This is a genomic window from Streptomyces sp. AC512_CC834 (assembly GCF_019049325.1).
Lineage (GTDB): Bacteria > Actinomycetota > Actinomycetes > Streptomycetales > Streptomycetaceae > Streptomyces.
Genome location: NZ_JAGMUO010000097.1, coordinates 883,334 through 896,459, shown reverse-complemented (window position 1 = coordinate 896,459; position 13,126 = coordinate 883,334). Strand labels below are relative to the sequence as shown.

The following is a 13,126-nucleotide window of genomic DNA, read 5'->3' as shown; positions in this document are numbered from 1 at the left end:
GCCACCGGGGCCGGGCTCGGTGTCAGGCGGTGAAGCCGCGGCGCTGCATACGGGCCCGGCGCTCGGCCTCGGCAGCAGCCTGGAGGCGAGGCAGCTCGCTCACCTCGTGCGGGGCGGGCAGCACGTTGAAGTCCAGGTAGTCCCACCGGTTGTTGAAGTGCCGGCCCGCGAGCGTCGCGCGCAGCTCGGCGACCTCGTCCAGGTGGTCGGCCTCGTCGAGGTGCAGTTGCGACCAGTGTTTGATCAGGTTCACGTCGCTGACGTCCATCGCCGCGGTAAGGGCGCCGCGCCGCATCGCCTCGTCGTCGAACCGCTCGGCCTCGGCCAGCAGCTCGGTACGGCGCTTCGAGGTGGCGTCCTTCGCCTGGCCGTACGCGGCGCGGAACGCCTGCATCAGGACGGCCTTGTCTGCGGGGCTGGTGCCCTCGGGGATGCCGGGGCCGATCGGTACCAGGCCCTCGAGGTAGTCCAGCCGCGCGCGCCGACGGGCGGTGAGCCGCTCGTACGCCTCGGTGGCCTCCGTGCGGTGCGTCTCGTACAGCTTCGCGACCTTCTCAGCAACGAAGAGGTCGGAGGCGTGCTCGCTGCGGGCCTTGTTCGCCGCCTCGGTGAACGTCTGCTTTGAGGCGCGGACGGCGATCGTGTCCGGGTCGTCGTTGGGGTGCGGCATCGGGGGCGGGATGGCCATGGTCAGGCGTCCTTCCGGATCAGGTCGTGCAGGTCGAGGTCGGCGGTGGGGACGGCCATGCTGCGCTCGCGCATGTTCTTGATGCCGTACGGGTCGCCCTCGTGCGTGATCGCGTAGGGGCCGTGCTGGCGGAGGAACGCGTTGGGGTAGCCGTGCATGGCCCGGTACACGACGGAGCCGACCAGCCGGCCGCCTTCGAGGTGCCGCCATGTCTTGGCGCCGATGGTGACTTCGTCGCGCTTCGGGGAGCCCGCCTGCTTCGCCCAGTAGGTGACGCGCTCGTTGTGGGCGTACGCGGCCTCACAGAAGGCGCGCAGGGCGCCGTCCAGGGTGTTCAGGGCGGCGATCAGGTCAGTGGCGTGGCCGAGGTCGGCGGCGCCCTCGGTACGAATGCGGGCGAGGAGAGCGGCCTGCTCTGCGCGCCGGCGAGTCTCTCGGATCTGTGCCGTCTGTCGTCTGGCAGCGGCCACCTGGAGGTCGGCGTGCTCGGCTTCCGCGCGGAGTTGGGCGAGCCGGGCCGGGGTGAGTTCCTGCGGGGTCCATCCGGCGGCGGGCGCCAGTTCGCCGCGCAGGACGAGTTCCGCGGTCTGGACGGCCTTGTTGGCGTCGGCGGCGGCCTGCTCGGCGGTGGGGGTGATGGCGGCGATCTCGTCGTCGGTCATCGTGAGCGGGTCGGCTGGCTCCGTAGTGGCCATCAGGTGGCCTTCCTGTGGGTGCGGGTGAGGTGTCGGGCGTCGTCGGGGTGCCAGAGGCCGCGGGCTGCGGGTGTGATGCCCTCGGCTGCGGCCAGGCGGCGGGCGTGGCGCCCGGTCACCCCGAGGCGCCGGGATAGTTCCTCGGTGGTGACCAGGCGGCGCGGGTCCGAGGATGCCGTGATGTCCGTTGATGTCCGCTGGTCGTGTCCGTTCGGGGACGTGTCGGTGAGGTGGGCGAGGCCGGCCGCGCGCAGGGTGTCGAGAGCAGCAGCGATCTCGGGGCGTACGCGTCCGCCGTCCGCGCGCCGCCCCTCGAGGTGGGCTCTGAGGACCAGCCAGAGGGGGTGACAGACCTCGGCGGGCAGCCAGACGCCCCCGGCGGCGAGCACGGCCGGGGGCGGCGTCTGGCGGCGCTCAGGCTGAGTCGTCACTGTCGGGTCCTCGGGGGGTGGCGCGGTGCAGCAGCTCGGCGCGCAGTTCGGCGGCGACGCGTCCACGCCGGCCTATGTCGGTCCAGGGGGTGCCGCGGGGCATGAGGAAGCCGACGGCGAGCGCCGCGATACCGGCGACGACGTGCCCGAGGTCGTCTTGCTCCAGGTCGTCCAGGAGCGCTTCGATGTCTTCCTGGCGGCCGTCGGCGACGGTGGCGAGGATGGCCCAGATGCGATCCTGGACCTGCCCGTTGGTCATTCGGCTGTACCGCCGTCCTCGGTTGTCTCGGCCTCGTCGGCCGTGGCTTTCTGCTCCTTGGCCCAGACGACGCCGAGGGCCTGGGCGAGGGCGCCGACCATGCCGCGGGCTTCCTCGTGCTCGTCGGGTGGTCCGTCCACGCCGACGAGGCGGACGTGCGCGTTCGTGAGGACGCCGACGGAGCGGGCGAGGTCGAAGAAGTCGCGGGGCTCCGTGGTGTGGTGCAAGCGCGCTCGGGCGGCGGCGACGTCGTCCAGGAGGTTCCCGGCAAGGTGGACGCGTGCGGCCTTGAGGTCGATGACGCGGGCCTCTACGGCGGTGGAGGTGGCCGTGCGGTCGAAGGAGACGCCGGCGGTCTTCGCGATGCGGGAGACGGACGCGGTGGAGACGCCGGTGCGGCGCGCGACTTCGTTTCGGGAGAGGCCGGAGCGGGCGAGGGAGACGACTTCCTTGCGCTGGGCGTCGGGAATGGGCTCGGTCACGGGATCAGGTCTCCGTCCTCGGGTGTACCGGCCTCGCGCGCATGGGCCTGTACCGAGACGCCGCCGGGTGGTTCGGGGGTGTTTCTGTTCTCTGCTTGGTGTCGCAGCTTCTGTGCGTGGCGTCTGGCGAGTCCTCGGCGTCGTGCGGCGGCGAGGTCTTCGCGGCGTTTGGCGGCGGCTTGGACGCGGACCTTGGCGGCGGCGATGCGGGCTTGTACGGCCTGCTCTACGTGGGAGGTCGGTTCGGTCATCGGTGCTCTCCAGCTTCTTCGGGGTCGTAGTTGGGGAAGTAGACGACGCTCCGTCCCAACTGCTTGAAGGACTTGAGGTCAGCGATCTCGGGCGGGAAACCATGTCCCCCGTTGACGTAGGGCAGGAGGACGGCGCCGCCGTCGAGGTCGGCTGCCGGGGACCAGGCGATGATCGGGTCCAAGTGGCGGCTGCCGTCGATGTGGCTTACGAGGTACCAGCCGGGTGCAGCGGGGATGAGGTTGGTCATGAGGGATCCGATCGGCGGTTGTGGTGGGTGTGACTGCGCGAGAGGGACCGGGTCCCCTAAGAGAGGGGGACCCGGGACCCAGTCGCTCGACTGGGTCCGGGACTCGGCTGGGACCCTGTGGGACCTGGTCGAAGGAGGGGCCATTTGCGCAGGCCAGAGAGGGTGTGACTGGGTCCCGTGACGGCCAGTCAGGCGGGGATTCTCCGGGACGGACCCCTGGGACCCAGTCGTCAGGCCGCTGACCTGCGAAGACGTCAGCAGTGCCACATCTGGCGCTGCGGCACGGGACCCAGTGGGGACCACTCCGCTGATCACGGCTTGCCGTCACCGTTCGATGCGAGGCTGTGCAGCACGGAGGCCCTTGGGCCTTGCTCTGTGAGGACTGCGCTGCTGTCCACCAGGCGGGCGAGTGCCGCGCGGACGACCACCTTGCGGCCCGTGACGCGGTCGAGGATGCCGTTGGTGGTCAGCGGTCCGCTGGTGCTTTCGAGAGCGGCGAGGATCTTCCCCTTGGCCTCCGTGATCTCCGCCTCGGCCTTCGCTTCCTTCTCCTCTTCGGCGGTCATCTCGGTGGGGTCGTCGGCCTGCTGGAACGGCGCGTACAAGTGGGCCTCGGCGAAGTCGTCGCTCTCGGCCTTGACCACGAGGTCGGCGAACCAGTGCAAGGGGTTCTTGCCGCCGGGGAGAGAGTTCTTCCGGACCTGCGCCGGCCGGTCCTTGGCGACCCGCAGACGGCTGCGGCCTTCCGTGCCGACGCCGAACGGGCGGACGGCTTCGAGCATGTACTGGACGCCGTTGACGGCGTTGAGCTTGTGGACGCCACCGAGGGCGTACCGGCCCCGGGACTCGCTGCTCTTGACCACGTGGTCCAGGGAGACGACGGCGGCTCCGGTGTCGGCGAAGAGCCGCAGGAGCATCCGGCCGAACGTGGCAATCTCGGAGTTCTCCTTGAGCTCGAGGCCAAGGAGGGTCATGGCCTCCGTGACGCCGTCGATGACGACGAGGGTGGCCTCGTACTCTTCGACACGGCGCGCGACTGTACGCAGGACGTTCGGGGTCGGGGTGCTGCCAGGGCGGATGTAGTGAAACCGGGCCCGGATGGTTTCGGGCACGCCGCCTATGAGCAGGAGACGGCCGATTACGCCGTCCTCGGAGTCCTCGAAGTCGATGTAGAAGACGTGATTGCCGCGGTTGATCTCGACCAGGCAGCAAATCAGAGCGGCCCAGGTCTTCCCGGCCTCGCTCTCGCCCTGGATGCCGTTGACGCGGCCCGGGTAGAAGAGTCCGATCCCGTCGTCTCGGGCGCCGACCGTGGGCGTCAGGGGCTTGTGGGTGCCATCGAGAACCGGCCCGAGGTCGACGTCTTCCCAGTCCGCCTGTGCCGTAGCGGGGCCGGAGACGTGGGTCTCCAGATCGCTCACGACACTCAGGGCACCCTCGACGTCCTTGTCCCGCTCGACTCGGGCCAGGGCGCCGCGGAGCTGCGCGGCCACCTGCTCACGGACGTGCATCTGCTGGAGCTGTTCGGCGTGCCAGTGAGCGGCCCCGACGGAGTGCTGCCCGAGGGTGGCGAAGACGGGCGGGCCGCCGATCCGCTTCAGATCCGCCTCGGGCATCTCCATCTGGAGAGCCACATAGTCAGTCGGGAGGCCGGCGGGGATGCGCTGGGCGAGCAGGTCCCAGACGAGGCGAGCAGGCGCGTGACGCAGCATGCCGGGGTGGATGATCTCGGCGAGGTCGGCGAACTGCTGCGGGTTGAGCAGCGCCGTGCCGACCACGGCCCGTTCCAGGCCGATGCGCTCGTCGTCCTGCGCGCCCCACTGGGGTGCGCTGTCGTGCTCGGTCACTCGGTGGCGTCCTTGCGGGTGGTGGCGAAGCGCACCGAGATCTCCCAGGTCTGCCAACCGCGGGCGGACAGGCGGCGGATCTCGGCGCGGACTTCGCGGAGGGTGAGCCCGTACGGGTTGTTCAGGAGTGCGTCGCGTACGCCGGAGGCCCCGGCGCCACGGTGGGCGCCAGGGCTTCGGTGAGCGGAACGGCCGGTCACGCGCCGGCCTCGTCGATGAGCATGTTGAGCATCGACCGCAGCGCGAACGCGGTCCGTGCCCGGTCCGGCGACAGGCTCAGCGCCTGCCGGATCGCGTAGTTGGCCGTGGTGAACGCCTCGTTCGCGCGGGCTTCCTCGAGGGGGAACCCGGTGACACGGGCGAGGTGCTCCGCCTGGTCGTCGATGACCTGCTGGTGCAGTTCCTCGGAGACGTCCTGCGGGTTGGTCGTGAGACCGTCCAGGCGGGCGTGCAGCGCCGTACGGATCGCGCCCTTGGCGACCTGCACGGGACCGATCGAGGCGAGGGCGGAGCCGATTTCCTTGACGACCTGCGTGTTCAGCTCGGGCGTGTACTCCTGGGGGAACGCCTGCTGCATGACTTCGGGGAGGGCGGCGACGATCCGGTCCACGTCCCACGGTCCCTCGGGGCGGCCGTCCGTGATGGGGCAGGCCGGGGTGCAGGCGAACACCTGGATGCCGTCGCGGGTGCCGACCGGGGTCATGGGGCCGTCGTCGCTGCCGCAGCGGATGCAGGCGATGCCGTCGGCCTGCGCCGGGGTGAGGCCGGCCTGCGCGACGACGGCGGGGAGGCGGCCGTTCGTGCCGAGGGCGGCCACGGCCGGGATGGCGGGCGTCGGGAGGGTGGCGCTACGCTTCATCTGAAGCTCCTTTCGACGGCGGCGCAACGGGTGTAGGGCCCGCGCCGCCGTTCGGCTGTTCAGGGATGGATGGCTGGTGCTTCCGGCCCCCGGATCACAGGTGTTGGAGCACCTGCCGGGGGCCGTTTCACGCGGCTTCGAGCAGTCGAACGAGACTCGCGGTTACGACCCTCTTGGCGCCGAAGTCGAGGACCCTCACGGGCGCCTCACCAGCGGCAATCAGGCGGTACATCTGGGCCCGGCTGATACCGACAGCGCGGGCCGCTCGGGCGACGTCGACAGTGGCGGGCCAGCCGCGGACCTCGTCCAGGGTGGGCAGGTCTTTCACGACCACTCTCCGTGTTCTAGCGCGATCTAGGGAACGAATTCGCCGTTTCGTGTGACGGATTCGCCGTCTCATGGAATGTAGCGCACGCGACTGGACGTTCGCTAGTCCATGGTGCAGAATCCATGTCATGGCGATTTCGGAGTCTGGACCGACGTCCACTCAGGTGGCTCGGAACATCGAACGGGTACGCAAAGCCCGTCAGTTGAAGCAGAAGGACGTGTCCGACCGGCTCCGCGCCGTAGGCCGGCCGATGCTCCCGACCGTGGTGAGCAAGGTCGAGCGCGGCGAGCGGCGGATTGACGTGGACGACCTCGTGTCGTTCGCCCTTGCGCTGAACGTCAGTCCGCTCGCCCTCCTCCTACCGCCCCACGGTGCGAGCGACCCCTACATCCCACTGACGGACACGGTGGAGACGACGCTCGCGAACGCGTGGAGCTGGGCCATGGGGCGGCGCGCGCTCCCGGCCGCACCGGGGGAGAAGGCCAGCCCAGACAAGCAAGAGGCGTACGAACTGCTCAGCCACTCACAGGAGCAGCGGTACGTGAAGCGGAAGCCTGCCGGTCGAGCCGTAGACGTGCTGCATGACGAGGTCTACCGCCTGGTTGGGATCTCCGAGGTCAGCAGCGATCGCCTGGACGAGGGGTTCGAGGAGCACCTGAATGAGGTGCGGACCTGGCTTGACCGCCTTTCGGCAGAGGTTGACCAGACCGCCAAGGAACACGCCAAGCTGTCCCGAGAGACTCGCCAATGGAAGGTTGAGCAGCAGCGCAGCAGTGACGCCGGAGACGAGTGAGGCCGCCTGAGGGCTGGTGAGGGGGAGTCATGGCGGAGATCAAGAAGGTCACGCTGCGGAACGGCAAGACCCGCTATCGCACGGTGGTCGACGCCGGCCGCGACGAGACCGGCAAGCGCGTCCAGGTCACCATCACCAAGGACACCAAGACCGAGGTGAAGAACGAGCGCGCCCGAATCCAGCACCAGCGGTCCGCCGGGACGCTCATCCTCCCCAACAAGGTCACCCTCGCCGAGTGGCTCGACCAGTGGCTGGAGTACAAGCGGCGCGACGTCGAGGAGACGACGATCCGCACGTACCGGCTCGCCCTGGTCCACGTCTACGACCGCATCGGGCACGTCCGGCTCCAGGAACTCACCGAGGACCAGGTGCAGGCCTGCATCGACGACATCGTCGCCAACGGCCGTCGCAAGGGCGGGGCGGCCGGCACCCGGCTCGCCGTGTCCACGGCCGAAGGCGTCCTCACTCGGCTCCGGGAGGCGCTGAAGCGGGCCGTCGTCCGCAAGCTCATCGCCGAGAGCCCGGCCCAGTTCGTCCGGGTCAGCCTCGCCGACAAGAAGGCGGACAAGAAGGCCCGGCCGAAGGTGAAGCCGTGGACCGTCACCGAGGTTCAGACGTTCATCCGCGGCATCGAGCGGGACCGGCTTTACCCGGCCCTGCTGCTGTCCCTGATGGGGTTCCGGCCCGCTGAGGTCGTCGGCCTGCGGTGGGAGTACCTGGACCTCAAGCTGGCCACGCTGGAGATCGCCCGCACCCGCACGATGATCGGCAACGTCACCGTGCTGGAGAAGGATGCGAAGACCGAGGCTGGCGAACGCGTCCTGCCCCTGCCCGGCCCCGTGCTGGACTCGCTGAAGCGGTTCCGGGCACTCCAGGCCCGGGAGAAGCTCGCGGCCGGCGAGGGCTACACCGACTCCGGGTACGTCGTCGTCGACCAGCTCGGCATGCCGCGGAACACCCGGCACCTGCGGGAGCACGCCTATCGGCTCATGCGGGAGCTGGAGATGCGCCGGGTCCGGCTGTACGACGCCCGGCACTCCTGCCTGTCGTACCTCGCGGTGAGCGGCACCCCTGACGTCGTCCTCGCCGCCTGGGCCGGGCATACGAACGCCAGCTTCACCAAGCGGAAGTACGTCACCGTCGATGTCGAGGACATGAGGGCCGCGGCGAAGGCGTGGGACGGCTTCGTTGGGGGTGATCGAAAAGCCCCCATGTGTGATTTTGTGAGAAACGATCTCTCAGGAGATCACTCACATGGCCACTGACCTGTAAGGATTCGTCGACCGGTAGAACTGTGGACGGATTCTACTGGGCGATTCGTGCAGGTCGCCGCCACGGGGTTTTCGTCGGAAGCTACGAAGGGCCCGTGACCCCGGGGATCACCGCGCGAGGTCCTCGTAGGGCAGCAGCTCCGGGCGCTTGGGCGGCAGGCCGTCCCCGGACGAGCGGCCCGTCAGCCTGCGGCCTATCCACGGCAGCAGGTACTGCCGGGCGAACCGGACGTCGGCGGTCCTGCGCGCCATCCATCCCAGCGGCGGCGTCACCGGGATCGGCGCGTGCCACTCGGGATCCTCGGGCTCGTGGCCCAGCGTCTGCCACACGGCCTCCGCGACCCGGCGGTGGCCCTCGGCGGTCAGGTGCAGCCGGTCCACGTCCCACATGCGCGGGTCGGCCAGCGACTGAGCCCCGTACAGGTCGACGACCACCGCGCCGTGCTGCCCGGCCAGGTCGTCGATGACGGCGAACAGGGCCTCCATGCGAGGCCGGAACCGTTCCAGTACCGGGCCCTGGCGGCCGGGGCTGCGCATCAGCACGAGCTGCTCGCAGTGCGGGGCGAGCCGCTCCACGGCCTGCGTCAGCAGATCGCGCACCCGGGCCATGTCGCACTTGGGCCGCAGCGTGTCGTTGAGCCCGCCGACCAGTGTGATCACGTCGGCTCCCATGGCCGCCGCCACGTCCACCTGCTCGTCGACGATCTGCCTGATCAGCTTTCCGCGCACCGCGAGGTTGGCGTACCGGAAGTCGGGGGAGCGGGCCGCCATCCGCGCGGCGAGGAGGTCGGCCCAGCCCCGGTAGGAGCCGTCGGGCAGCAGGTCCGACATGCCCTCGGTGAAGGAGTCGCCGACGGCGACGAGACTGGTGTACGCGGGGTTCGTCTGCATGGCGACAGAAATGGTAGCCCCTGCACATACCCGCCGGTCGGTCGACCTCCGCCCGTCGGCCGCCCTACGCCGGTCCGCGCGGGCTCAGGTCCGCTGCCCGAACAGCTCCCGCAGCACGTCCTCCATGGTCACCAGACCCGCCAGCCGCCCGTCGGACCCGAGTACGGCCGCCAGATGCGTACGGCTGCGCCGCATCGCGGTGAGCACGTCGTCCAGTGGGGTGCGCTCCCGCACCCGGGCGATGGGCCGCATGTCCCGCGACCGGAACGGCACGTCCCGCGGCGAGGCGTCCAGCGCGTCCTTCACGTGCAGGTAGCCGACGATCCGCCGCCCGTCGTCCACCACCGGGAAGCGGGAGAACCCCGACTGGGCCGACAGCCGCTCCAACTGCTCCGGCGTGGTGTCCACGCGCGCGTGGACGACGCGCTCCAGCGGCAGCACCACGTCCCGCACCGGTCGCCGGCCCAGCTCCAGGGCGTCGTACAGCCGCTCCCGGGCCCGGTCGTCGATCAGCCCGGCCTCGCCGGCGTCCTTGACGATCTCCGCCAGCTCCGCGTCCGTGAAGGTCGCCGCCACCTCGTTCTTGGCCTCGACCCTGAGCAGCTTGAGCAGCGCGTTCGCGAAGGCGTTGACCGTGAAGATCACCGGGCGCAGCGCACGGGACAGCGCCACCAGCGGCGGCCCGAGGATCAGGGCGCTGCGCACCGGCTCGGCCAGCGCGATGTTCTTCGGCACCATCTCGCCCAGCAGCATGTGCAGATAGGTCGCCAGCGCCAGGGCGATCACGAAGGACACCGCGTGCCCGGCACCGGACGGCACGCCCACCGCGTGGAACACCGGCTCCAGCAGATGCGCGATCGCCGGTTCCGCGACCACGCCGAGGACCAGCGTGCACAGGGTGATGCCGAGCTGCGCCGCCGCCATCAGCGCCGACACGTGCTCGAGACCCCACAGCACGCGCTTCGCCCGGGCGTCGCCCTCTTCGGCGTACGGCTCCACCTGGCTGCGGCGCACGGAGATCAGCGCGAATTCGGCGGCCACGAAGAACGCGTTGACGACGAGCGTCGCCAGACCGATCAGGAGCTGTACGGCGGTCACCGGCCGGCCTTCCCTTCGTTCTCGTCCTCGGAGGCGGCGGCGCGGGCGTCGTCCAGCGGCGCGTGCAGCAGCACACGGGCCGCCCTGCGCCCCGTCGCGTCCACGACGTCCAGCCGCCAGCCGGCGACATCGAGACTGTCACCTACGGCGGGAATGTGCCCCAGGCCGGCCGCGACCAGCCCCGCGACCGTCTCGTAGGGGCCTTCGGGCACCCGCAGCCCCAGCCGTTCGAGCCGGTCCACGCGCGCCGAGCCGTCGGCCCAGTACAGCGCGTGCCCCTCTTCGTCGGTGCCGGCCGGGTCCAGGTCGGGCGTCTCGTGCGGATCGTGCTCGTCCCGCACCTGGCCGACGACCTCCTCGACGATGTCCTCCAGCGTGGCGACGCCCGCCGTCCCGCCGTACTCGTCGATCACCACGGCCATCGTGCGCCGCCCGGAGAGCCGGTCGAGGAGCCGGTCCACGGTCAGCGACTCGGGGACCAGCAGCGGCTCGCGCATCAGCTCGGCGACCGGGATCCCGGGCCGCCGCTCGGCGGGCAGCGCCACCACGTCCTTGATGTGGGCGGTCCCTACCACGGCGTCGAGGGTGTCCCGGTATACCGGGAACCGGGACAGTCCGGTCGCCCGCGTCGCGTTCGCCACGTCCTCGCACGTCGCCCGGGCATCGAGGGCGACGACCTGGACGCGCGGCGTCATCACCTGCTGCGCCGTCAGGTCGACCAGGTTCAGGGTGCGCACGAACAACTCGGCGGTGTCGGGCTCCAGCGCGCCCTCCTTGGCCGAGTGCCGGGCGAGCGCCGCCAGCTCCTGCGGCCCGCGCGCGGACGCCAGCTCCTCCGCGGGCTCCACGCCGAAGCGTCGCACGACGCGGTTGGCGGTGTTGTTGAGGTGGGTGATGAAGGGCCGGAAGGCCGAGCTGAACACGCGCTGCGGGCCGCCCACCCGCTTGGCCACGGGCAGCGGCGAGGAGATCGCCCAGTTCTTCGGCACCAGCTCGCCGACGATCATCAGGAAGACCGTCGACAGGGCCGTGCCCAGCACCAGCGCCAGGGACGAGGCCGCCGAACGCGACACCCCCATGTCCTCCAGCGGGCCCGCGATCAGCGCCGCGACCGACGGCTCGGCGAGCATGCCGACCACCAGATTGGTGACGGTGATGCCGAGCTGTGCCCCGGAAAGCTGGAAGGTCAGGTTCCGTACGCCTTTGAGGGCGCTCGCCGCGCCCCGTTCGCCACGCGCCGCGGCCCGCTCCAGCTCGCCCCGCTCGACGGTGGTCAGGGAGAACTCGGCCGCGACGAACGCGCCGCACGCGAGCGAGAGCAGGATCGCCACCAGCAGCAGGAGCACTTCGGTCATCGGGTCACCTCGGGTCCATGATCGGCCAGGACCCGGAGGTTCGCCCGATGTCGTGCGCCGGAGGAAGGCGCCGGGAGAACCGCCGTCGGGGACTCGCTCATGCGCCGGTGCTCAACCTTTCGGTCGGTTACGTCGTTTCCGTTTTTTCCGTCGGTTCAGTCGGTTCACTCGGTGAGGGGCTTCACCCAGCGTCGCCACTGCTCTTCGGGCGCGTACCCGGCCGCCCGCCAGGCATGCTGGGCCCGCTCGTTGCGCCGCAGCACCATCGCGTCCCCGCGGCGCCCGCCGAGCCGTACGAACCGCTCCTCGGCGGCGGTGAGCAGGGCCGAGCCGATGCCCCCGCGCCGGTGGTCCGGGTGCACCGCCAGGCGGTACAGATGGCAGCGCCAGCCGTCGAAGCCCGCGATCACCGTGCCCACCAGGTCCCCGCCGCGTTCGGCCAGGATCAGGGCCTCGGGGTCGCGCGTCACCAGGCGTTCCACGCCGTCCCGGTCGTCGCTGATGCTCGTCCCCTCGGCGGCCGTCTTCCAGAAGGCCAGCACGGCGTCCAGGTCCTCGGGCCCGGCGGGCCGTATCCGCAGATCGTTCATGCGGCGATCCCACCACGCGCGGCGGGCGCACCCGGCGGAATTCCGGCATGCGGACCGTCAGCCGCCGCGCAGCGCCCGCATCACCGGGGCGAAGGCCTCCATGGACGGCTCCAGCACGCTCAGATACGTGAAGCCGTACCGCTCGCGCTGCTCCCGCACCTGCGCCGTGAGCTGCTCCAGCGTTCCGACCAGGAGGACGGGCAGCTCCAGCAGCCCCGCGGCGGTCAGGTGCGGCACGTGCTCCAGATAGGGGCGGACGGCCGCCTCGCGGTCCTCGGTGACGACGACCGTCTGGATGAGCAGGTTCAGCTCGGCCGGTTCCGCGCGGCCCGCCGCCAGCTCCCGGTACCGCGCGACGCGTCCGTCGAGCTCCTCGGCGGTGATGGGCGTCAGCCGCCCCGTCCCGGGCACCGTGCGCGCGCCGGTGAACGCGGCGACGGCGGCGTGCCGGGCCGTCAGCTCCAGCATCCGGTCGCCGTTCGCGCCGATCAGCAGCGGCACCCCGGACTCCTGCACCGGGCGCGGCCGGTACTCCTCGTCGCCGAGCAGCCGCTCCAGCTCCTCGACCGTGTGCCGCAGCCGGTCCACCCGCTCGCCCGGCGAACCGAATGGCAGCCCCGCCGTGTCGTGCTCCTCCCGCAGGTAGCCGGTGCCGAGACCGAGCTCCAGGCGCCCGTCCGTCAGGGCGTCCGTGGTCGCCACCTCCCGGGCCAGCAGCGCCGGGTTCCAGAAGCCCGCGTTGAGCACGAACGTGCCCAGCCGCGGCCGCTCGGTGGCCCGGGCCGCCGCGACCAGGGCCGGGAACGGCGCCGGCATGCCGAGATGGTCCGGGACCAGGATCACGTCGTACCCGAGCTCCTCGGCCCGCCGGCACTTGGCACTCCACTCGTCGGCCGGGGCGGAGGTCGTCAGGTTGACGCCGAAGCGGAACGGACGTGACATGAACCCTCCTCGCACGCGGGGGACTTCCGGTCACTGGGAGTCGATTCACCGGAGTCGATTCACCGGAGTCAATCACTCGTGTGCGAGGGCCGCCACCA

General features: G+C 70.9%; 18 protein-coding genes. 2 read left to right on the top strand and 16 right to left on the bottom strand.

Features of this window, described 5'->3' with window-relative positions; genetic code table 11:
- Positions 1 to 22 precede the first annotated feature (22 nt).
- The 11 genes from KUM40_RS31655 to KUM40_RS31605 form a co-directional block, all read right to left on the bottom strand.
- On the bottom strand, positions 23 to 688 hold the full coding sequence (locus KUM40_RS31655; RefSeq protein ID WP_217169628.1) for a hypothetical protein: 666 nt from the start codon (positions 686 to 688) through the stop codon (positions 23 to 25).
- Positions 689 to 690: 2 nt separating this feature from the next.
- Positions 691 to 1,383, bottom strand: a complete 693-nt coding sequence (locus KUM40_RS31650) for a hypothetical protein (RefSeq protein ID WP_217169627.1) — start codon at positions 1,381 to 1,383, stop codon at positions 691 to 693.
- Complete coding sequence (locus tag KUM40_RS31645; RefSeq protein ID WP_217169626.1) at positions 1,383 to 1,814, bottom strand: hypothetical protein; 432 nt, start codon at positions 1,812 to 1,814, stop codon at positions 1,383 to 1,385. Before KUM40_RS31645 ends, KUM40_RS31650 begins: the two co-directional genes overlap by 1 nt.
- The gene (locus KUM40_RS31640) at positions 1,798 to 2,073 is read right to left on the bottom strand and encodes a hypothetical protein (RefSeq protein ID WP_217169625.1); all 276 of its coding nucleotides are present in this window, start codon (positions 2,071 to 2,073) and stop codon (positions 1,798 to 1,800) included. The genes KUM40_RS31645 and KUM40_RS31640 overlap by 17 nt, the downstream gene beginning before the upstream one ends.
- Positions 2,070 to 2,555, bottom strand: coding sequence for a hypothetical protein (locus tag KUM40_RS31635; protein ID WP_217169624.1), 486 nt, complete (start codon positions 2,553 to 2,555; stop codon positions 2,070 to 2,072). Before KUM40_RS31635 ends, KUM40_RS31640 begins: the two co-directional genes overlap by 4 nt.
- Entirely contained in the window at positions 2,552 to 2,806 is a 255-nt protein-coding gene (locus tag KUM40_RS31630; RefSeq protein WP_217169623.1) for a hypothetical protein, read from the bottom strand. The genes KUM40_RS31635 and KUM40_RS31630 overlap by 4 nt, the downstream gene beginning before the upstream one ends.
- Positions 2,803 to 3,054, bottom strand: a complete 252-nt coding sequence (locus tag KUM40_RS31625; RefSeq protein ID WP_217169622.1) for a hypothetical protein — start codon at positions 3,052 to 3,054, stop codon at positions 2,803 to 2,805. Before KUM40_RS31625 ends, KUM40_RS31630 begins: the two co-directional genes overlap by 4 nt.
- 311 nt (positions 3,055 to 3,365) lie before the next feature.
- Positions 3,366 to 4,901, bottom strand: coding sequence for an AAA family ATPase (locus tag KUM40_RS31620; protein WP_217169621.1), 1,536 nt, complete (start codon positions 4,899 to 4,901; stop codon positions 3,366 to 3,368).
- Positions 4,898 to 5,101, bottom strand: a complete 204-nt coding sequence (locus tag KUM40_RS31615; RefSeq protein WP_217169620.1) for a hypothetical protein — start codon at positions 5,099 to 5,101, stop codon at positions 4,898 to 4,900. Before KUM40_RS31615 ends, KUM40_RS31620 begins: the two co-directional genes overlap by 4 nt.
- Positions 5,098 to 5,760, bottom strand: coding sequence for a hypothetical protein (locus KUM40_RS31610; protein ID WP_217169619.1), 663 nt, complete (start codon positions 5,758 to 5,760; stop codon positions 5,098 to 5,100). The genes KUM40_RS31615 and KUM40_RS31610 overlap by 4 nt, the downstream gene beginning before the upstream one ends.
- 127 nt (positions 5,761 to 5,887) lie before the next feature.
- Positions 5,888 to 6,088 (bottom strand): DNA-binding protein, encoded by a 201-nt coding sequence (locus KUM40_RS31605; protein ID WP_308401276.1) that lies wholly within the window; start codon positions 6,086 to 6,088, stop codon positions 5,888 to 5,890.
- A 127-nt stretch (positions 6,089 to 6,215) separates the two neighbouring features.
- Between KUM40_RS31605 and KUM40_RS42510 the strand changes: the two genes are divergently transcribed.
- Together KUM40_RS42510 and xerC are read left to right on the top strand one after the other, a co-directional pair.
- The gene (locus KUM40_RS42510) at positions 6,216 to 6,881 is read left to right on the top strand and encodes a helix-turn-helix domain-containing protein (protein ID WP_217169617.1); all 666 of its coding nucleotides are present in this window, start codon (positions 6,216 to 6,218) and stop codon (positions 6,879 to 6,881) included.
- Between the two features lie 29 nt (positions 6,882 to 6,910).
- A complete protein-coding gene (gene xerC, locus KUM40_RS31595) occupies positions 6,911 to 8,146 on the top strand; it encodes a tyrosine recombinase XerC (protein WP_217169616.1) in 1,236 nt (411 codons plus the stop codon).
- A 114-nt stretch (positions 8,147 to 8,260) separates the two neighbouring features.
- Here the strand turns inward: xerC and KUM40_RS31590 are convergent, their stop codons facing one another.
- The 5 genes from KUM40_RS31590 to KUM40_RS31570 all read right to left on the bottom strand — a co-directional run bounded on the left by KUM40_RS31590 (position 8,261) and on the right by KUM40_RS31570 (position 13,028).
- Positions 8,261 to 9,043 carry an SGNH/GDSL hydrolase family protein gene (locus KUM40_RS31590; protein ID WP_217169615.1) on the bottom strand — a complete coding sequence of 261 codons (783 nt, stop codon included), beginning with the start codon at positions 9,041 to 9,043 and terminating at the stop codon, positions 8,261 to 8,263.
- Between the two features lie 84 nt (positions 9,044 to 9,127).
- The gene (locus tag KUM40_RS31585) at positions 9,128 to 10,141 is read right to left on the bottom strand and encodes a hemolysin family protein (RefSeq protein ID WP_217169614.1); all 1,014 of its coding nucleotides are present in this window, start codon (positions 10,139 to 10,141) and stop codon (positions 9,128 to 9,130) included.
- Positions 10,138 to 11,496, bottom strand: a complete 1,359-nt coding sequence (locus KUM40_RS31580; protein WP_217169613.1) for a hemolysin family protein — start codon at positions 11,494 to 11,496, stop codon at positions 10,138 to 10,140. The genes KUM40_RS31585 and KUM40_RS31580 overlap by 4 nt, the downstream gene beginning before the upstream one ends.
- Before the next feature lie 164 nt (positions 11,497 to 11,660).
- Positions 11,661 to 12,086, bottom strand: coding sequence for a GNAT family N-acetyltransferase (locus KUM40_RS31575; RefSeq protein ID WP_217169612.1), 426 nt, complete (start codon positions 12,084 to 12,086; stop codon positions 11,661 to 11,663).
- 57 nt (positions 12,087 to 12,143) lie between these two features.
- A complete protein-coding gene (locus KUM40_RS31570; RefSeq protein ID WP_217169611.1) occupies positions 12,144 to 13,028 on the bottom strand; it encodes an LLM class F420-dependent oxidoreductase in 885 nt (294 codons plus the stop codon).
- Between the last annotated feature and the right edge of the window lie 98 nt (positions 13,029 to 13,126).